Annotated in this window: 23 protein-coding genes; 16 read left to right on the top strand and 7 right to left on the bottom strand. The window is 39.2% G+C overall.

Going from position 1 to position 18,273, the window contains the following annotated elements; all coding sequences use genetic code 11:
• The first annotated feature begins 110 nt into the window (after positions 1-110).
• The 11 genes from ESZ50_RS07410 (at position 111) to ESZ50_RS07360 (ending at position 6,568) form a co-directional block, all read left to right on the top strand.
• Positions 111-923, top strand: a complete 813-nt coding sequence (locus tag ESZ50_RS07410) for a hypothetical protein (protein WP_148622925.1) — start codon at positions 111-113, stop codon at positions 921-923.
• Between the two features lie 424 nt (positions 924-1,347).
• Positions 1,348-1,638, top strand: coding sequence for a WXG100 family type VII secretion target (locus ESZ50_RS07405; protein ID WP_148622924.1), 291 nt, complete (start codon positions 1,348-1,350; stop codon positions 1,636-1,638).
• 55 nt (positions 1,639-1,693) lie between these two features.
• Entirely contained in the window at positions 1,694-1,957 is a 264-nt protein-coding gene (locus ESZ50_RS07400; RefSeq protein ID WP_148622923.1) for a hypothetical protein, read from the top strand.
• 5 nt (positions 1,958-1,962) lie between these two features.
• Entirely contained in the window at positions 1,963-2,328 is a 366-nt protein-coding gene (locus ESZ50_RS07395; protein WP_148622922.1) for a hypothetical protein, read from the top strand.
• Entirely contained in the window at positions 2,319-3,896 is a 1,578-nt protein-coding gene (locus ESZ50_RS07390; protein ID WP_148622921.1) for a T7SS effector LXG polymorphic toxin, read from the top strand. Before ESZ50_RS07395 ends, ESZ50_RS07390 begins: the two co-directional genes overlap by 10 nt.
• The gene (locus ESZ50_RS07385; protein WP_148622920.1) at positions 3,886-4,722 is read left to right on the top strand and encodes a hypothetical protein; all 837 of its coding nucleotides are present in this window, start codon (positions 3,886-3,888) and stop codon (positions 4,720-4,722) included. The genes ESZ50_RS07390 and ESZ50_RS07385 overlap by 11 nt, the downstream gene beginning before the upstream one ends.
• Positions 4,719-5,084, top strand: coding sequence for a DUF4176 domain-containing protein (locus ESZ50_RS07380; protein WP_148622919.1), 366 nt, complete (start codon positions 4,719-4,721; stop codon positions 5,082-5,084). Before ESZ50_RS07385 ends, ESZ50_RS07380 begins: the two co-directional genes overlap by 4 nt.
• A gap of 101 nt (positions 5,085-5,185) precedes the next feature.
• Positions 5,186-5,551, top strand: coding sequence for a hypothetical protein (locus ESZ50_RS07375; protein WP_148622918.1), 366 nt, complete (start codon positions 5,186-5,188; stop codon positions 5,549-5,551).
• A gap of 3 nt (positions 5,552-5,554) precedes the next feature.
• A complete protein-coding gene (locus ESZ50_RS07370) occupies positions 5,555-5,896 on the top strand; it encodes a hypothetical protein (RefSeq protein WP_148622917.1) in 342 nt (113 codons plus the stop codon).
• 222 nt (positions 5,897-6,118) lie between these two features.
• Positions 6,119-6,385: a hypothetical protein gene (locus ESZ50_RS07365; RefSeq protein ID WP_148622916.1), complete on the top strand. Its 267-nt coding sequence runs from the start codon at positions 6,119-6,121 to the stop codon at positions 6,383-6,385.
• 45 nt (positions 6,386-6,430) lie between these two features.
• Positions 6,431-6,568 carry an SHOCT domain-containing protein gene (locus tag ESZ50_RS07360; RefSeq protein WP_222860798.1) on the top strand — a complete coding sequence of 46 codons (138 nt, stop codon included), beginning with the start codon at positions 6,431-6,433 and terminating at the stop codon, positions 6,566-6,568.
• A gap of 367 nt (positions 6,569-6,935) precedes the next feature.
• Here ESZ50_RS07360 and rlmH read toward each other — a convergent pair whose 3' ends face one another.
• Complete coding sequence (gene rlmH / locus ESZ50_RS07355) at positions 6,936-7,415, bottom strand: 23S rRNA (pseudouridine(1915)-N(3))-methyltransferase RlmH (RefSeq protein WP_148622915.1); 480 nt, start codon at positions 7,413-7,415, stop codon at positions 6,936-6,938.
• 801 nt (positions 7,416-8,216) lie between these two features.
• Here rlmH and ESZ50_RS07350 point away from each other — a divergent pair.
• Positions 8,217-9,041, top strand: a complete 825-nt coding sequence (locus ESZ50_RS07350) for an HAD-IIB family hydrolase (protein ID WP_148622914.1) — start codon at positions 8,217-8,219, stop codon at positions 9,039-9,041.
• Positions 9,042-9,212: 171 nt separating this feature from the next.
• Here the strand turns inward: ESZ50_RS07350 and ESZ50_RS07345 are convergent, their stop codons facing one another.
• Complete coding sequence (locus ESZ50_RS07345; protein WP_148622913.1) at positions 9,213-9,908, bottom strand: ribonuclease H1 domain-containing protein; 696 nt, start codon at positions 9,906-9,908, stop codon at positions 9,213-9,215.
• A 112-nt stretch (positions 9,909-10,020) separates the two neighbouring features.
• Complete coding sequence (locus ESZ50_RS07340; protein ID WP_148622912.1) at positions 10,021-10,698, bottom strand: DUF6198 family protein; 678 nt, start codon at positions 10,696-10,698, stop codon at positions 10,021-10,023.
• A 135-nt stretch (positions 10,699-10,833) separates the two neighbouring features.
• On the opposite strand from ESZ50_RS07340, the gene ESZ50_RS07335 reads away from it, so the two are divergent.
• Both ESZ50_RS07335 and ESZ50_RS07330 read left to right on the top strand, forming a co-directional pair.
• Entirely contained in the window at positions 10,834-11,496 is a 663-nt protein-coding gene (locus ESZ50_RS07335; RefSeq protein ID WP_148622911.1) for a DedA family protein, read from the top strand.
• Positions 11,497-11,675: 179 nt separating this feature from the next.
• Positions 11,676-12,986, top strand: a complete 1,311-nt coding sequence (locus tag ESZ50_RS07330) for an NCS2 family permease (protein ID WP_148622910.1) — start codon at positions 11,676-11,678, stop codon at positions 12,984-12,986.
• Between the two features lie 88 nt (positions 12,987-13,074).
• On the opposite strand, the gene ESZ50_RS07325 is transcribed toward ESZ50_RS07330, so the two are convergent.
• Entirely contained in the window at positions 13,075-13,650 is a 576-nt protein-coding gene (locus ESZ50_RS07325; RefSeq protein WP_148622909.1) for a TetR/AcrR family transcriptional regulator, read from the bottom strand.
• Between the two features lie 128 nt (positions 13,651-13,778).
• Between ESZ50_RS07325 and ESZ50_RS07320 the strand changes: the two genes are divergently transcribed.
• Together ESZ50_RS07320 and ESZ50_RS07315 are read left to right on the top strand one after the other, a co-directional pair.
• The gene (locus ESZ50_RS07320) at positions 13,779-14,372 is read left to right on the top strand and encodes an isochorismatase family protein (protein ID WP_148622908.1); all 594 of its coding nucleotides are present in this window, start codon (positions 13,779-13,781) and stop codon (positions 14,370-14,372) included.
• A gap of 83 nt (positions 14,373-14,455) precedes the next feature.
• Positions 14,456-14,641, top strand: coding sequence for a hypothetical protein (locus tag ESZ50_RS07315; RefSeq protein ID WP_148622907.1), 186 nt, complete (start codon positions 14,456-14,458; stop codon positions 14,639-14,641).
• Between the two features lie 32 nt (positions 14,642-14,673).
• Here ESZ50_RS07315 and ESZ50_RS07310 read toward each other — a convergent pair whose 3' ends face one another.
• From ESZ50_RS07310 to ESZ50_RS07300, 3 genes are all read right to left on the bottom strand, one after another.
• Entirely contained in the window at positions 14,674-15,552 is an 879-nt protein-coding gene (locus ESZ50_RS07310) for a sensor histidine kinase (RefSeq protein WP_148622906.1), read from the bottom strand.
• Positions 15,539-16,198: a response regulator transcription factor gene (locus ESZ50_RS07305; RefSeq protein ID WP_148622905.1), complete on the bottom strand. Its 660-nt coding sequence runs from the start codon at positions 16,196-16,198 to the stop codon at positions 15,539-15,541. The genes ESZ50_RS07310 and ESZ50_RS07305 overlap by 14 nt, the downstream gene beginning before the upstream one ends.
• Before the next feature lie 89 nt (positions 16,199-16,287).
• Positions 16,288-18,273, bottom strand: a complete 1,986-nt coding sequence (locus ESZ50_RS07300; RefSeq protein WP_148622904.1) for an ABC transporter permease — start codon at positions 18,271-18,273, stop codon at positions 16,288-16,290.

Genomic DNA, 18,273 nt, shown 5'->3' with positions numbered 1-18,273 from the left:
GGGAAAATCAGTCTCTATAGAAATGGAATACTGGGCAGAATGTACAGATAAGCTTTCAACTTTTACAGATACACCAAAAATCCCGAAAATATAATTTGGAGTAATGCACAGTGAAAATTTTTAGAGCTAGTTTTGAGCAAAGTAGAGTTATTGAGGACGATCAATTTTTAAAATGGATGATAAATGATGTTGAACAACCTAATCATGAAGATAAACCATTTTTGATGGTGCTTTTAGGGTTGGGTATGTTATATGGTATTTACTTACTACCTGTATTTGCACAATACTTGATTAATGATAATAGCGAGGAAAGCCTAATATTGCTTCCTGAAATAAATTTGCTGCCAAGCTGGTTGGCGATTGGTGAGATTGTTGCTTTTATATCTTTTTGGTTGATCTCAGCCTTTTTGAGGCGCAGATATAATAGTCTTTTTTGGCGACATATGAATGTTAATATGCTAGTTTTACTTTTAATGTTGGAATTTAACTTAATTTTATTGATGTTTATCCAAAAGGAATGGGGTCTTTTTGGCGTATTAACTAGTATTGCGTTGTTATTAGGGGTGAGTATTGTTTTAGTCAAATTAAAACTAGGTAATTTGAGACTGATGATTTATGGAACCGATGACAAGCCGAAGATAACCACTAAAATTGTAAGATATACTTTCTATATAATTGGTTTGATTATTATTTTATTTGTAGTGTGTGGCGAGCTTCTATCGAGAAATAGTGATAGGTTAGATGGAATAATCATGATTTTACTTATGTTTATAGCTTTAAACATGATGACTCTAATGTTAGAGTCTTTTTTTGAAATTCCGTATATATTATTGAATTTTTATAAATATAAATATAGTGAGAAATATCGCATTGCTGAGGGCAAAACCCCTAGAGAGTGGTATGGCCCAAGGCATTTAAAATAAGTTGAAGACTAATCTGGTGATGTAGCAATCTCAGTTTTGAGAGGTAATGGCTACAAGGTGGTGGATTATACTTATGCTTTTGATATTTGAAGTTTGTTTATGAGTGCTAGAATATATGGGCTGAACAAAGGCAATATTTGTTTTAAAAGAATGTCAAACCCTGTTGATGTTACTAATGAACATCTGATAAAGTGAGGTGAGAATATGGGTAACACTTTAAAATTAGAAAAAAGGAGTTCCTTAACAGTTACCCTGCTTCTTTTTTTGTATGTGCGATTCAAAAATAACATTTAGATGCATAAGTAAGTATAAATGGTATTAATTATATTGAATAATACAAAATTGCATGATAATATACTTAAAGAAAGTTAGTTAATATCTTAACAATCGACAGAGAATGGTTTTAATTAAGAGGAGAAGAAGAATGTCACAAATTTCTGTAACACCAGAGACGTTGATGCAACAAGCTAAGGTCTACACGCAGGCCCGTGATCAAATTGAAGCAGCTAAGCAACAAGTTAAGTCAATGAATGATCAAATTGCCTCAGAATGGCAGGGTCAGGCTTTCCAGTCATATCTACAACAGTATGCACAATTGGAAAAGCAAGTTAATCAGTTTGAAGAATTACTATCAAACATTAATCAACAGTTGAATCAATATGCTCAAACTGTTCAAGAGCGTGATCAACAAGATGCTAAGAGTTTTGGTTTCTAATAGGTAAAGGCATAGAGGCTTATTTGAGTCTCTTTTTTTGTGTAGGAGTTAAGGTATGGCAAAGATCGCATCAAATATTGGTGCTGCTAGTTCTTCAATTAGTGGATTGCAGCATGTCACAGAAGCACGATTAGGTGGCTTTGGTTTGTCTGGTAGTAACCTAAAGGGTATGCAAACTGGAGCTAAAGTTGGTAATCAATTGATGAATGATATTAATCAACTGACCAGTAGTGTCAAAAAGCAGGCCGATAAGTTTCCACAGATTGCTAAAATCATTGAAGTCCGCGATAGTAGCGAAGCTGCTAAGTTTGGTAGGTGATGTTAATGGTCGTTAAAAAGGATAAGAGCCAGGAAGAACGTGCAGAGTATCAAACAAAAATTAAGCGTAAAGAGGCTGACATAGAGGACTTTCAGAAAAATCAAAAGTCATTTGAACAGTCAGTTAATGGCTTTAACGAAACATTAAATACTGCTTATGGTAATTTGCGTGAAGTCCATGATAATGATCGTCGTTGGGGAATTACTATGGACAAGCAAATTGAAGCTGACTCGAGAAAGGTCAGTGAAGTTGTTAAATTAGTTCAAGATCAGAATGAACAGATTAGCCAGTTCTTTAAACAAACAAAGAAGAAAACCTTAAACGAGATTGACGAACTAGAAGGAGAGAAAAAGGCATTGCCATGGGATTAAGATATTTAAGTTCAGACTCCTCTGGTATGAAGAGCAATTTAAAGAAGAGCTTGCAGCAAGGTAAGCAGGTTGTGCAGGAGTTGAAGTCGGGTAGTCAACAGCTAATTAGTGCGGTAGATGGGCATACTCTATCAGGAGCTGCATATACTGCTGGTAAGGGATTATTTAGCGAGTTAATAATTCCAACAATTAATAGAGTGTCTTCTGCATTAGAAGATGTGGAGCAGGATTTGCACAAGTATGAGTCGCAAGAACACATCGTTAGTGGTGAAGCATTGCTCGATGAAGATAGTTTGATGCAAGAACGACAAATTAAACGTTCTTTAGCTGAATCAGCACGTTCAATGTCTAATATGTATGCAGGATTTGCAAAATCAATCGAACATGTACCAGTCTTAGAAATGGGTGCTGGTATGTTTAAAAGTCATGCAAAGCAAATGGAGAATGTCGCACGTAGCTACCAAGACGAAGTTAAGAAGATCGAAGAAAAAATAAAGAAATTGCATCAATTCTCATCTGGAACCCAAAGTCTTTTTGGGAGTAGCTTGAGTAATCTGAAAATTGCGATGCAAGCGGTCACTACATTGAATGAAATGGTTGTGAATAGTCATGATGGTTCCTATAGTTTTCCTATTGGGAAGGATAAGTCATGGTTTACTAAGCAAAAAGGTCTACAAGAATCCGCATATCAGAGATTACAAAGTGCTTTGAATATTGAAGATGGTGTACTATCACGAATAGGTTTGACAAAAAAGCAACGTCATGAATATTCGCTGTTTAAAAAGATATTACAAGCAAATCCTGGTAAAGCTATTGAAGTACTGTATAAAAGCGATGTCTTGTGGGCCGTTGTAGCAAAGTTGGCGGTACCATTTCCGAAACTACCAAGTAAATTTCTTGATGGCTTGGTTATATTGGAAAAGGCTGGAAATACTGAGGCTGGATTGGCACTTAAAAAAGGTGTGGACTATTTTGGGAAGTTTACATCACCTATCAAAACTTTTGGTGATATGCTAGGCGTTACTGAGAAGCTTGGGAATACCAAGATTTTCCAATCATTAGGTAAAGGTCCTGGGGTAGTTGAGTTTGTCGGAAAAGCTGGAACTGTAACAACGTTTGCGTCCATAGCAGCAAATGGGTTGTACTCAGGGATTACGGATGGAATCAAAACAAAAAGTATTGGTAAAGGTGTGATTGGCGGAAGCATAGGTGCAGTTAAAGGGATTGGACCTCTTGAAGGTATGACCATAGGTGCAACTATAGGTGCATCAGGGGCCGGTATTGGAGCACTTCCAGGTGCGATTATTGGAGTAGTTGTTGGAACTGGGAATACAGTAGTACAGATAGCCAAACCTGACTTATATTCAGACCTTTCTAAAGAGGCAAATAGCTCATATGATAAATTTAAGAACGATTGGAGTACTATGGGTAATGGGATTGAATCCTTCATAAAAGACCCGATTAAAACATGGAATGCTGGAGCAGAATTTAGGGATAAACTTGCAACTTTTGTTGATATTCCAAAAATTCCAAAAATCCAATTTGGGGTATTGAACAGTGGAAATTAAGAAATTTTTTGGTGCTAGTTTTGAGCAAAGTAGAGTTATTGAGGGCGATCAATTTTTAAAATGGATGATAAATGATGTTGAACAACCTAATCATGAAGATAAACCAGTCCTAATTGTGCTTTTAGGGTTAGGTACACTGTACGGTATTTATTTATTACCTGCATTTGCACATTATTTAGTTACAGGCAATAACAAGAAGAGTTTAATCTCGCTTCCAGAGATAAATTTATTACCAAACTGGGTTGCCATTGGAGAGATTGTTATCTTTATTTTATTTTGGTTGCTTTCACGTTTCTTGAGGCGTAGATACAATAATTTATTTTGGAGACATATGAATGTTAATTTACTAGTTTTATTTGTAATGTTGGAATTCAACTTGATTTCATTAATGTTTTTCCAAAAAGAATGGGGAATTTTCGGTGTATTGACTATCATTACGTTATTATTGGTGACAACCATTGTTTCGGTCAAAAAACAATTGGGTAATTTGGAAATAATAATTTTCGAAACTGATGGTAATTCAAAGATAACTAATAAGAACGTAAAATATGCGTTATTTATAATTGGTTTGGTTATTATTCTACTTGTATTATGGAAAATTTTTTTATCAAAGAATATTGATAAGTTTGGTGGGATAATAATAATCCCATTAATGTTTATTATTTTGAACGTGATGACAATTATGTTAGAGGTATTATTTGAGATTCCATATATATTATTGAATTTTTATAAGCATAAATATAGCGAAGAATATCGTATTGCTGAAGGAAAAACACCTAGAGAATGGTATGGTCCAAAGCATTTAAAAAAGGAGAGTTTAAGATGAATGAGAAATTGTTACCATTGGGTAGTATTGTTTTACTAAAAGAAGGATTACAAAAGCTGGTTGTCGTAGGACGTGGTGCAATCTACAATGATCAGATAACCGGCGAAGAAAAGATAGCTGACTATATGGGAGCTATATATCCTACTGGTGTAAATCCAGAAAGTACAATCTTCTTTCAGGATGAGGACGTAGATAAGGTTGTGTTTGAAGGCTACATAGATGATGATGAGAATCGTTTTCAAGATATATATTCAAAATGGCGTGGGTCAGTAAAGTTAGACAAAATAGTCGAGGATGCCGGGTCAGTTGAGGAAGATGGAGAGATTGAAGTAGAGAAGACAAGTAATCCTTATGGTTTTTAACTAGTATTTTTAAATATATATTTTAATGAAGTAGTTTAAATACAAAATCAGGAGCAGAGCGATATTAGTCGTTCTGCTCTATTTTATTTGGAGGGTAAAAGATGTATGCAGTAAAGATTAATGCTAATCAAAATGGTCTGGTTAGCATAGAGCAAGTTGATTGGAGTACTAGCAGTGGATTGAAACAGATTCAACAAGCCGTAAATGCAAATAATGTAGATGTAATAGCGCTTCGTCAGTCAAAAATAGGTCAACGTGGAATTGATCTGTGGATGGATGACGAAGCGCTTTTTAGTGCGCAAATTAGTGTGTGGAGGTTGATCTGGTATGGAGTTGAAGTTAGAACAGCAGTTGGGAATAGCTTTCTAGTGTTGGCAGTTGATGCTGAAGGTGCATCACACGGGCTGAGTAAAGCAACATTGCAAGAAGTTCTAGTAAATTTGCGATTAGAGCCATGGGAGGGATAGGTGATGGATAACTTGCAAGAACAGTTAAAAAGCTTTGTATATGAGCGATTTTGGGATATTAGTGGGGTTAAAGCTGAGTATTACCTAATTGAGACGATGAATTTTTCAATTGATGAGATGAGCATAGAACAAGTACCATCATTCCTTGATAAATCTAGTGATAAAAAGGTGTATGGGATTACATATGCATCTGGGGTTGTTAAGTATAAAGAGGTGAGTGTTGGGGTAATGGTAGCTAGTTTTGATGATCTTGGTGATGGAATGTGCCTTGGTCTGGCATATCTTGAAGATAACACAGTAATTGCAGAAAAAAAACAAGGAGCACGGGAATGGATGTGGTTGTGAAGATTGGCAAAGAGGTAGTGATAACGATTGCTACTGAGGTGATTAAATTGATTCGTCATAATAATTGAACAATTATCTTAGATTTAATTACGTAAATTATTAAGAAAGTCAGTAACAAAAGTACTAGTAAGGCTACTAATGTGGTGACTAGAGTAGCTTTCAATGAATGTGTAAAATCTGTGAAAGGGGCTAAATCAAATTAAAAGGATGGGATTTAACTCAATGACTGAGATAAATATTGAAGCACTTCATCCAACGTATTTGGAAATTTTTAATGCGCTCGATAAGGATGAAGTTGCACTACTTAATATATTTAAGCGAATGAGCGGGCAACAGATTAACTTACCTGTTCATTTATACACTTCTGATGCGGTTAAAAAGATAATACAGGATAAAGCAAAACATACGAATATTGATGTCAGCGAGGAAGCAGGGCGATTTGATTACTCGCGTAGGTGGATTAGGTCGGTTATTAAGGATATTAAATAACCATAATTTTTGGATTGGAGTAGGAATATGTCATGAGTGGAAGAATTGAAAGAATACAAGGAATTGCTTGATACTGGGGGAATCACACAAGAAGAATACGATGCTAAGAAGCGGGTACCTTTAAACCAGCCTGAACAGAATTATCCAGTGGAGTACGAAGCTCAGGGCTACCATGACAACTAGAAACAATTGAAGCCACTGGACTATATGAGAAAATCGTAAAGCAAATGGCCACTGCAAAGATCAGAATGGAGATACCGACTAAATAAATATATTGCTATCTAATCGGATAAAAAACGGGAAAACGGGAACTACACTATAAAGTCAGGCCCAGTAAGGGTTGAGGCATCCCGTTTTTTTGATTTTTCCGGACACTGTAACGGGAAGGATAGATAAAAACGGGTAAAGTTTGGCTGTGCGTAAATATGTGGATTTCTCGACATTCTGTGGATAACAAAAAGCCTCATGCCAATATTTTGATATGAGACCTAAATATTAATTTCGTTGTATTTGGCGTCCATGTGTAACATGAACAGAGTAAAAAGAGCAGTTACTTATGGTAAGGACTATGTGCATTAATCATAAAAGCCCGATAGATCTGCTCGCTGAGCACCAAGCGCATCAACTGATGAGGCAAAGTAAAGCGCCCAAAACTGATCTGAGCGTCCGCACGAGCCAATACATCCGGATGAAGGCCAAGAGACCCACCGATGATGAAAGTGATGTCAGAATCGCCCTGAAGGGCCAATTTGCTGATTTCAGCAGCAAGCTCTTCACTAGATCGTTCTTTCCCCTTAATGGCAAGGGCAAAGACATATTCACGGTCTTTAATTTTGCCCAAAATCCGTTCGCCTTCTTTTTGCATGACTTGTTGCATCTGAGCATCTGACAATTGCTCGGGTGCTTTTTCGTCTGGAACCTCAATGATATCGAATTTTCCAAACTTCGACATACGCTTGGCATACTCAGCGATACCATCCTTCAGGTATTTTTCCTTTAATTTACCAACACCGATAACTTTAATATTCATAAGGTAACTTACTCCAAATTAACTGACTTTATATTTACTTAACTAAGTTTACCATTTGTGGATAAGTTGTTAAACGACATTTATCCACAAGGTACTTAAACGACCGTGAAACCGACAAAACGCCTGTGCAACAATGCTTTGTATTATGAAATTGAGAATGAAGTCATTTTGTCCACAAACGCCCGAAATTCTGTGGATAAGTCTTAAAAGTTGATTTGCTCCCATTTGTCCACATTACCCACAGATTTATCCACAGACTTATTAATTTGGTTTTGTAGTTTTCCACAAGATACAAATGGCGCCAAGAACTATCAGCTACATTATTAGGTGCTTAATTGATATAAACGTTCGTATATTTCGCGCTAAATTAGCTAAACACTTCTCTAAATCAATATATGTGATATAAAAGACGGATAATCCGCGTCAAGGTCAACAATTCGAGTGATTTTTGAAGGATTGGAACAAGTTTAAACCTAATTGTTAGTGGAGAAACTGTTTTGGCGGGGTTTGTAATAAGCAAACGGTTATTAACAGGTTATTAACAGGGTGAGTTATCCCGTTAATACTGGTCTACGGTGAAAAAAAGAGGACTTTATCCACAAGTTATCCACAGGTGTTGGGGATAAAAGCCTACTTTGTCCACATGAGGCCGTGGATAACTTGTAAAATGAAGTTTTTAAAGAAACATTAAGCACAGAATTATTGATAGAAACCTAATTTGCCTGTTTTTAGGAGAAAGACGCTCCCTTTTCGGGCTAATAAAAGGTAAAATCTAGGTAGAGATCGAAAGGAAGTGACGAGATGACTAGACCAAGACTGATTGCGACTGACTTAGATGGAACATTTTTATCGGGGAGTAAAACGTACGATCATCAACGCTTGAAGAGCATCCTAGCGAAGATGAACGAAAAGAATGCACACTTCATTGTCTCTACAGGGCGTGATGAATTAAATGTTAATAGAATTTTTAAAGACTTTATCGGTCAGATTGATTTAGTGCTCGATAATGGCGCTTTGGTGCGGACAGCTGATGGGGAAATCTTGCGAGAAAGTACCTTGTCAAAAGATGAATTAAAACATGCGATGGATGTAGTGCAACAAATGCCATTTCGCCCCCGTTTTGGCGCAGCCTTTGCCAGTCGTAAGAAGCTCTATATGCTACACGACCAAGCGAGAATGAACTGGGCGCATACACTGCAATTGCGATTGGCAGGTGTCGATTTGGAACTAATTGATCAAGTCGATGATATCCCTGAGGAGATCCTGAAATTCACAATCGCTTTTCGTGAAGAAGATACAATTCGATTTATTGATCAAGCACAAGCCACAATTGGGACTGCAGGGCATGTTACGACGTCTGGTTACGGCTCCGTGGATATCGTTGGCGCGGGCGTCAATAAGGCGACTGGATTGGATATTTTAGCACAACATTATGGCTACACGCTGGAGGAAGAGTTGGCGGCCTTCGGCGATGGTTTAAATGACTATGAGATGTTAAAAGTGGCGGGCTTCCCATGGGCGATGCCGAACAGCGATCCGCGTTTGTTGGACGGCCAGTTTGACGTTGCGATGGCTGACAATGAGCACGCGGGTGTTTTTAAAACAATTGAAACCTTGTGGTATTAAGGAAGAAGCATTGTTGTGTATATTTATGCATAGCAATGCTTCTTCTAGTTAACAAGCGGGTTGGTCTTTGTGAAATTTTGTTCGCGTTACATGTGGAACTGGAACCCAAGTTTTATTCAACACATGAAAAAACAGCAAGCTATCAGTAAATAGCTTGCTGTTCTTAAGCGATTAGAGTTGATCCATTGCAATGTTTAGTAGTTCGTCGACCTTGATGTTACCAGGGCTAGTTGCATGGCCCTTAACCCAGATAAAAGCTAGACGTTCAGTGATTGGTTGAATTAAGTCATAGACCTTTTGCCAACTTTCAAGGTTAGCGATTGGACCGGAAGCCTTTTGCCAGCCAGCTCGTTGCCAGTTGTACATCCAGTTAGTGGCTGTATCAAGCACGTATTTGGAGTCGCTGACGATCGTGATTGGCTCATTAACCTTATTTGCCTGGATCAGAGCATTCAATAGGGCTAGAACTTCCATGTCATTATTTGTACGACCAAAGTAAGCCTCGCTGGCCGTGTATACTGGGGTTGTTAAGTCCGATCCGTGATAGATTGCAATCGCCCAGGCGGCTTTATCGGTTGTTTGAACATGCCCACCGGCGTGGTTGCCAGTGTTACGGCTACCACCATCAGTGAAAATATAGTAGCGGTCTGATTGGGCTTTAATAGCGCCAGAATAGAGCGTCTCGTACTTGTGGCTATCAAGGGATTGGGCTGTTTGTTGAAGATCGAACCAAGCTTGGGCTTCAGCTTTTGAAGTGAAACCTTTGTATTTTGGCGCAGGTTTTGTTTGGGTGTATTTTTGAACAGTAGCCCAAGGTTGGGTGTAAAGTCCTTCGTACTGGTTACCGATAATGGCATATGTTTTCATGTATAGGGCTCCTGTGAGTGCTGAAAGTGAATTTGAAACGGGTTGAGCGCGTTTTCTTCATGGGCAGTCGTTAAAGACGGACTTTGACATTACCAAATGCTGTTACACATCTTTAGAAGCTAGCGTGTTTATGGATCAAATGTGGGAAAACGTAACGATCGGCTGATTGAATAATATATCCTTGGAAGAAGAAAGAAAATAGTGTTCCGATGTTCAAAGCGACCAACTGTCCAGTGCTTAACCAGACGCCGAGCGATATAATCATTGGGAAAGAAAAGTTTACCAATTGCGAGATCTTAGCATCACCATGGAAATATTTGAATCGTGTAACAACGACCAGATCGTCGAGTGGATGTAAGACTAATTGTAGACGCTGTGTAATTGATACACCAATTCCAACAGAGGTAATGGCGACAAAGTCGATTAATATTCGTAACCAGATTGGTGCAGTCATTAGACCGAACTGAACAAAAATCTCAGTAACCTTACCAATGATAATGCTGAACAGAATGACGAATAGCATATTACCTAGTAATCTGCGCCAGTCAAAACGTTTTAGGACAATCAAAGTGGCGATTGCCGCAAGTAGACCGTAAGCTAAAAGAATCTCTGTGATTGAAAGATGTGAGGCTAACGCTAGGTTCGCCGCTGAAGCTGTCCACGGGGCTGAACCCATATTAGTTGCAACGGTGAAACCGTTGCCGATTGCATTGAATAGTAAACCGGCAATGAAAAGCAGGGTTGTTTCAATAGTAGTTAATGTTCTTTTTTGTCCGTCTTTTTCGTACACAATCGGTTACCCCCCTATTAAATCTTATAGTCTAAGTCTATCAAAATATCGCTAGGCGAACACTTTTCCTTGAATTTTCATGTTTATATTAAGTTATCATGATAATATATAAAACAAAACGGAGGGAGAACCGCTATGCTGATGCTTGCAGAGTCGATGCCGTCATGGATCAATAATATGATCACTTCTGGCAGTATGTTTTCGTGGTCAGCTTTGCTGATTCTATTTACCTTAATATTCGTTGAAACTGCGGGGATCTTTATTGGGTTTATCCCTGGTGATACAATTTTGCTAACGATTGGTTCCTTTGCTGGTGAAACACACAATTTTGGTCATTATCTATTAGCTGTGCTGGTGTTTGGAACAGCATCATTGGCAGGTGATGCCGTGAATTACTTCTTTGGTGCATTTCTTTTAAGGCAATTTAGTCGGATCAAATGGATTGATAAGCATGTTAACGGAGCAACAATGGGCAGGTTACGTGACGGATTCCATCATCGTCGTTGGTTGTTGTTCATTACGGTTGGAAGATTCGTGCCGTTTATTCGAACGTTAGTGCCTTTGTTAGCGCATGAATTGGGGCTGGCTTTCCAAAACTATATTCGTTTTGCGGCCTTTGCTAGTTACTTATGGGCGTTCACAATTGTCGGAATTGGGTACTTCTTTGGTCATCTGAATCTCCCTGGTGGTGGAATCTGGTGGATCTTGGGTAGTATTTTGGTGGTAGCTTTGATCTTGCTACGACGTAAAGGGGTTCGTGAGTGGATTATTCGACTATTTTTGCATAATGAGGATTAGTAGAATTGTTCTCGAAAAACAAATAAATAAAACATCGTTCGGATTTTGCTGTTTTTGGAAACGGTATCATCCGATTTTTTTGCTTTTTTAGTGGAAAATGATTGAATTAAGTTTGGAATGGTGGCATACTCGGTAAGTTGTGAAAATTTAGAAATTATATATATGAAGGAGTTCTGTTAATGATAGAACGTTACTTTGATTTAAAGGGTAATAAGACGAGTGTTCGGACGGAATTGATTGCCGGTTTAACGACCTTTGTCTCGATGGCCTATATTTTGTTTGTTAATCCAAGCGTTTTGGGAGCAGCTGGGATGGACAAAGGGGCCGTTTTCGTTGCAACTGGTTTGATTGCTGCGATTGCAACGATCTTCATGGGGGTCTATGCTAAGTATCCATTTGCGATTGCGCCAGGTTTAGGGATTAACGCGTTCTTCTCATATTCTGTTGTTATTGGGATGGGAATTCGCTGGCAAACAGCTTTATCAGGTGTTTTCGTTGCTGGGATTATCTTCTACCTTCTGACAGTGACAAAGATACGTGAGAAAATCATCAACGCGATTCCGGCTGATTTGAAGTCGGCAATTGCCGGTGGAATTGGTTTGTTCATTGCAATGATTGGTTTAGTTGACGGTGGGGTTATTACGGCAAACAAGTCAACAATCATTGGTTTGGGAAACTTGGGCTCGCCAGCAGCATTGTTAACGATTTTTGGTATCTTGGTCACATTAGCTTTGTTTGCTCGTAACTTACCCGGAGCGATTTTTATCGGTTTGGTGGTTACAGCTTTGACGGGAATTGCGACTGGCTTTATTCCATTGCCTGATCAACTAATTGCTGCTGTTCCAAGTCTTAAGCCAACATTTGGGCAAGCCTTCATTGGTTTGAAGGATATTTGGACACCACAGATGGTACCGGTTGTTCTAACGTTCTTATTGGTAGCTTTCTTTGATACAGCTGGCTCATTAATCGGAATTGCTAAGCAAGCTGGTTTCTTGGTAAATAACGAATTGCCAAGAGCTGGACGGACTTTAATGGCCGATTCAATCGGGATGTTGGGTGGTTCAATTCTAGGAACTTCACCTACAACAGCATTCATTGAGTCTTCAACTGGAATTGCAATGGGTGGACGGACTGGTTTGACGTCAGTCTTCACAGGTTTGTTCTTTGTACTTTCTTTGTTCTTCTCGCCATTGTTGTCAGTTGTGACGTCACAAGTAACGGCTCCAGCATTGGTTGTAGTTGGAATCTTGATGGCAAGTAACTTTGCTGATATCGATTGGCAAAACTTCCCAATCGCTGCAGCATCCTTTATTACAATCTTGGCGATGCCATTAACTTATTCAATCTCAGATGGAATCTCACTAGGATTTATTGTGTACCCAATTATGATGATTGTTACAGGTAAGGCTAAGAAGGTTCATCCAATTATGTATGTACTGGCAACAGTCTTCATTCTCTTTATGTTTATCTTGCAACTAGGTACAAAATAATTAAATTAAACAGAGCCGAGGTTTTCTCCTCGGCTCTATTTTTGTTTCACGTGGAACAGAAAAGGCGCTTCGAATTGAGGCGCCTTTTCTAATAGTTATCTTGTGCATATTGAAGCGAAGCGATGAATTTCTCGACCATCCAGTGAAAGGAGTCGTTGGATAGTTGGGATTCAGTGGTGAAATAGCCAAGCTGGCGCATTGTTACATAGCCGTGTAGGATAGAGCGGAACATACGACTAGAGTGGACGGTGTCATTCTTATCAAGGTTATAGTTCGAGATGATCTGGGTAATAAAGTTGAAAATATCAAAATTAACGGCCGATAACTCGGTATTATTAACTCGTGGAACAATGTTCAATAGTTCGTACACTGAAGCGTATTCATTCGCAAAGAGTTCGTAAACTTCTGCATATTTCCGTAGCGCGTCAGCGGGTTGCAAGTCAATCAAGTTGTTCATGAGCCGGTCGAAGAGAATGTTTTCGAGATAGATGGCGGTATGGATACGAACTTGTGCCATATTGTTAAAGTGATTGTAGAGGGATGGTGGTTTAATGTTAAAGTGTTCAGCTAGCCTTGGAAAGCTGACGTTATCGATGCCAATTTCTTTAGCTAGTTCGATCGTTGCAAGAATGATCTTGTTTTTTGAAAGGTCGCGTTTTCCCATGGTGGCCTCCTTTCGTCTTTTTATAATATATACATCTTAACATATTGACTGACTTGTACCGCGACTGACTTGTTTTACAAACGCTCCGAAATAGTTCAAAATAGAGGTCTTAGAAAGAGGATGAATAAATGAAAAATCTAACAATTGATTTAAAGACTACTGCAGTGGTGGTTATTGATTTGCAAAAAGGGATTGCTGAACGAGAAGGTTTGGCTCCCTTGAGCGGCTGGGATGTCATTGAGCGTAATAATGAGCTTCTTGCGAGCCTGAAAAATACGGATGCGTTGATTACGCTGGTCCGTGTTAAGAATCAAGGTACAGAAGGTTTCTTCCCAGTAACGGATAATCAGATAACATCAAAGGCACCGTTTCCGGTTGAAATGACTGAGTTCTCGACAGCAATTGCAAATGATGCGGATGCAAAAAATGTGATCACTGTTGACAAGCACAACTGGGGTGCTTTTTACGGGACTGACTTAGATGTTCAACTACGTCGACGGGGCATTAAAACGATTATTCTCACGGGAATTGCGACTTCAATTGGTGTGGACACCACGGCTCGTGAGGCTGCGCAAGCGGGGTATGATTTGATCTTGGTGCCTGATGCAATGACGGACGTGAATGCGATTGCTCACCAGAGCACGCTTGATTATATCTTCCCACGGCTTGGTAAGGTGCGCTCATTGGCAGAAGTTCAAGCAGCGATTGATCAGGCGAAATAATCAAAGCCGGTAATTTGTGATTGATTCAGCTATAATTAAAGGGACGTAATGTAAATTTTAGTTTAGTAGAAATGGGGTTCGATATGGGAATTAAGCATAGTGACCGGCATGAAAATTTTGAGATGTCGACAGCCAGTTTTGCAATTGCAATGGTACCGATGATTATTTTGTCTAGTGGAATAACCACTTTGATGACGGCTAAAGCCTATCGAAGTATCCGCTTGACGAATGCGAAAGCTAAGCGGATCGAACGCCGTCACCGACTATAAAAACCTTGAAGCTCACCTGAGCTTCAAGGTTTTTATTTTGAAATGCTGACCTGCGTTCCGACGTTGATTGTGGAGGTGATGTTGATTTTGAAGTCTAGCTTCTCAAGAATTAGCTGACTGAGATAAAGTCCAATCCCAGATGATTTTTCTTGAATACGCCCGTTGTATCCAGTGAAGCCGTGGTCGAAAAGTCGTGGTAGGTCCTCGGGCAGAATCCCGATTCCTGTGTCGCTGATTGTAATCTTACCAGGTTGAATCGTGATTGTAACACTGCCACTTGGGGTATATTTAACAGCGTTATTGATGATTTGTTCAAGTGCTAGATTGAACCAGCGCTGGTCAGTTTTTAAAAGCCAATCTGGTTCCGCATTGATATTAACTGATAAATTCTTTTGGATAAAGAAAGAGCTGTATCTCTTGACGAGTGAGCTGGCTACTTTCTTAACTGAAAATTCTTCAAAACTAAAATCATTTGAGAGATTGGTTATTCGTTGATATTCAAGCAATAACGTTAAATAATAATTTAGATTAAAGACCTGATTTTGCAATTCGCGTGGATCAACATGCGTTTGTGACATCATGTCAATCGCTGCCATGGGGACTTTCATCTGGTGACTCCAGATTCGAATGATATCATCAAGATCTTGGCTGGCGGCGGTTAGTTCCGCTAGTTGAGTGCGTAATAATAAATTTTCATCCTCAGATTTTTTAAAGGCAATTTGAGTCTGACGCCATTTGAAGAAACCATAGGCTAGGTAGAATGCAAAGACGACAAGCATGAAGACGGTACTGTTGATAACCAGATCAAGCGATACATGCCATAAGAGGAGCGTTGCTGGTAGGAAGATGGCGATAATCATGAAGGTCAGCAAGAGGATGCTTTGTTCTTGAAAGTATTTAAATAAGCGCATAACCGACTCCTCGTTTTGTGACAATATGACTATCAAAATCAAGTGGTGCAAGTTTCTTGCGCAAACGAGTCATTTTTACATTGAGCGTGTTAATATCTAAAAACTCATCATTGTCCCAGAGCGCCTCTAATAAGAGTTCCTTTGCCACGGTAGTTCCGTTGGCACGAAACAACAAGGAGAGTAGTTTATTTTCTGAGGTAGTGAGTTCAACCGAACTGGTATCGTTTGACAACGTGTTGTCACTTAATTCATAGGTACCAAAGGTGAGCTTCTCTGATCCGGCAAAGTTGTAAGATCGGCGCAAAAGAGCGGAAATCTTGGCTTTGAGTAGTTCAATCGAGAATGGTTTGGTGATGAAATCATCGGCACCCTGGTTCATAGCGGTAATTTGGTTCATCTCATCTGAAGTGCTTGAGATAAAGATGATTGGAATCTGGCTGTTTTTTCTTAGTTCATTTGTCCAATGAAAGCCACTGAAGAAAGGAAGATGAATATCCATTAAGACTAAGTCGGCTTTGTTTTCAGCGATTTCTTGTCGAACGGCGTTGAAATTGTTAACGGAGTGAACACTGAAATCATCACGTAAGGCAAGTTTTAAAGTTTTTACGATGGTTGGGTCGTCTTCTACGATAAAGATTTTTAGCATTAGGTCCCCCAAATAAAATAATAAAAGGGATAAAGCCAGATGGCTCTATCCCTTTTATTTTGACACAATTTTATTTAGAAAGGTACTGATTAACGCTCAACAATTTTGTAGTAAACTCGTGAAGTTGCCTTGTAGATAATCCAGTAGATCAAAGCCACGATCGCAATCACAAGTGCAGATACAGCAATAATTAATATGTTATCTGACATACCAAAAATATTGATTGAGTTTTTTACCATCCGATAGGCAAAGAGGAAGTGGATAATTGTTACAACGATTGGTAAGAAGAATACAAAGCGAACTTGCGCTTTGATGCTACGTGAAATCTCACGCTTTGATAAACCAATTTCTTGTAGAATCCGATAGCTTCGCTTATCTTGGGCGCCTTCTGAGAGTTGCTTGTAATAGATGATTAGAGCAGCTCCAAGGATAAAGCCGATTCCTAATACGAAGCCGATAAACATAAAGCCACCAATGACGGCCTTTTGCATGGCATTAGTCTCACTACGATAACTCGTGTAACCAGTGATCTGCTTGTGTTGCTTTACTTCGGTATTAAAGGCTTTATCAAAGCGCTTAGTATCACTAGGCTTTAAGTCAAAGAGCGTTAAGAATGCCTTATTATTCTTCTCATAAACCCCGGCAGACGTAAGGTATTCCTTTGATGCTTGGTCAAATGTCGTAGCATTTGGAACAACAATTAGGAAAGTGTCTGTATAGACGATACTACCAGGGTAATGCTTCACTTGATCCAAATGCTGAGTAACCTGGAACTTTTGATTAAACCAAGTGACTGTTTTTAGGTCATCGCTAGCGTTACCTTGCAGGTTATAAACGGCGATTTCGCCGTCCTTGAGCTTTGGAACTTTATTTCCTAAAGCCATCAAATCATCGCGGGTGATTAGATTAGCAGTGATCACATTATTTGTCTTGAAGGAAGTATCGGCCTTGTTTGTAGTTAGGTGACCATTTTTATTGCTGGCGACTCTAAACATAAGGTCGTTTGCTACGGCGATGGTTTTAACGTTACGAACATTGACATTCGCCTTGTTAGCCGTTTGAGTGATCTCGTTACTAAGTGTATCTCGAGAGGTTCCCTGTGGGGCAACGAAGGTCGTCTTGGCTTCTTGTGGATATTGATTATTCACGGTGTTCGTTGTGCTAACGAAGATTCCAACAGTGACAACAATCGTGACCAATGCCATCGATAGCAAGATGGTGATGTTGGCTAATCCAACGGCATTTTGCTTCATCCGATATAGCATTGAACTAATCGTGATAAAGTTTTTAGGTTCATAGTACGAGTCGCGCTTTTTACGCCATTTGAGGTACCAAATTGTAAAACTAATGTAGAACGAGTAAGTACCCAAGATTACCAAGAGTACGGCAATCATGAATTTTACTAAGGCTTCAACTGGATTCTGAACAGAAAGTGCAATTCCATAACCGGCAATTAACAAGATGATGCTAATGAATGCCAGCAAGCGATTCGCTTTAGGTTCCTTTTCACCTTTGCTTTCTTCGTGAAGTAGATCAAGGCTAGAACTGCGCTTGATGATGATTGCGCCAATAAAGAAAAGAACAACGAAGTAGGCTAAGAAGATTAGCGAGGTCATTCCGATGATTTGAGGGGTAATAATCAAATTGAAATAGTTGCCACCCATCAAATTAATGAAAATTAGGAACAAGAACTTCGAAAGCGCAAAGCCGATAATTGTGCCTAGAACAATCGTAATGAAGTAGCTAAAGACCAGTTCAAAGGCGGATACGGTAATAATACGTTTTTTGCCGAGTCCTAGAATATCATAGAGACCGAATTCACGTGCGCGTTGCACTTGTAGAAAACGATAGCTATAGATGAGAATGATTGCACCGAAAATCCCGAGGATAAAGACGGCGAAATTCATCAGTAAGGCGACCGATTCGCCACCGACAAGCTTATCAAGTGAAGGTGATGCTCCGATTGAGATCACAATGAATAGCAGTGTGTACATGACAATGGTTGCCATTAGAAAGGGTGCAAAATTGCTGAGCCCTTTCTTTAGGTTACCCCACGCGAGTTTTAAACTTAACAT

The sequence above is a fragment of the Weissella muntiaci genome (genome assembly GCF_008107635.1).
In the GTDB taxonomy this organism is placed as follows: domain Bacteria; phylum Bacillota; class Bacilli; order Lactobacillales; family Lactobacillaceae; genus Weissella; species Weissella muntiaci.
Note: the sequence above shows the minus strand (reverse complement) of the source record. Positions and strands in the feature narration are given on the sequence as shown.

Excerpts from the sequence above, each read along its gene's own strand:
- ESZ50_RS07405 (WP_148622924.1), top strand. The coding sequence starts at position 1,348 with ATGTCACAAATTTCTGTAACACCAGAGACGTTGATGCAACAAGCTAAG.
- ESZ50_RS07400 (WP_148622923.1), top strand. The coding sequence starts at position 1,694 with ATGGCAAAGATCGCATCAAATATTGGTGCTGCTAGTTCTTCAATTAGT.
- ESZ50_RS07395 (WP_148622922.1), top strand. The coding sequence starts at position 1,963 with ATGGTCGTTAAAAAGGATAAGAGCCAGGAAGAACGTGCAGAGTATCAA.
- ESZ50_RS07390 (WP_148622921.1), top strand. The coding sequence starts at position 2,319 with ATGGGATTAAGATATTTAAGTTCAGACTCCTCTGGTATGAAGAGCAAT.
- ESZ50_RS07380 (WP_148622919.1), top strand. The coding sequence starts at position 4,719 with ATGAATGAGAAATTGTTACCATTGGGTAGTATTGTTTTACTAAAAGAA.
- ESZ50_RS07375 (WP_148622918.1), top strand. The coding sequence starts at position 5,186 with ATGTATGCAGTAAAGATTAATGCTAATCAAAATGGTCTGGTTAGCATA.
- ESZ50_RS07370 (WP_148622917.1), top strand. The coding sequence starts at position 5,555 with ATGGATAACTTGCAAGAACAGTTAAAAAGCTTTGTATATGAGCGATTT.
- ESZ50_RS07365 (WP_148622916.1), top strand. The coding sequence starts at position 6,119 with ATGACTGAGATAAATATTGAAGCACTTCATCCAACGTATTTGGAAATT.
- rlmH (WP_148622915.1), bottom strand. The coding sequence starts at position 7,415 with ATGAATATTAAAGTTATCGGTGTTGGTAAATTAAAGGAAAAATACCTG.
- ESZ50_RS07350 (WP_148622914.1), top strand. The coding sequence starts at position 8,217 with ATGACTAGACCAAGACTGATTGCGACTGACTTAGATGGAACATTTTTA.
- ESZ50_RS07345 (WP_148622913.1), bottom strand. The coding sequence starts at position 9,908 with ATGAAAACATATGCCATTATCGGTAACCAGTACGAAGGACTTTACACC.
- ESZ50_RS07335 (WP_148622911.1), top strand. The coding sequence starts at position 10,834 with ATGCTGATGCTTGCAGAGTCGATGCCGTCATGGATCAATAATATGATC.
- ESZ50_RS07330 (WP_148622910.1), top strand. The coding sequence starts at position 11,676 with ATGATAGAACGTTACTTTGATTTAAAGGGTAATAAGACGAGTGTTCGG.
- ESZ50_RS07325 (WP_148622909.1), bottom strand. The coding sequence starts at position 13,650 with ATGGGAAAACGCGACCTTTCAAAAAACAAGATCATTCTTGCAACGATC.
- ESZ50_RS07320 (WP_148622908.1), top strand. The coding sequence starts at position 13,779 with ATGAAAAATCTAACAATTGATTTAAAGACTACTGCAGTGGTGGTTATT.
- ESZ50_RS07315 (WP_148622907.1), top strand. The coding sequence starts at position 14,456 with ATGGGAATTAAGCATAGTGACCGGCATGAAAATTTTGAGATGTCGACA.
- ESZ50_RS07310 (WP_148622906.1), bottom strand. The coding sequence starts at position 15,552 with ATGCGCTTATTTAAATACTTTCAAGAACAAAGCATCCTCTTGCTGACC.
- ESZ50_RS07305 (WP_148622905.1), bottom strand. The coding sequence starts at position 16,198 with ATGCTAAAAATCTTTATCGTAGAAGACGACCCAACCATCGTAAAAACT.
- ESZ50_RS07300 (WP_148622904.1), bottom strand. The coding sequence starts at position 18,273 with ATGTTAAGTTTAAAACTCGCGTGGGGTAACCTAAAGAAAGGGCTCAGC.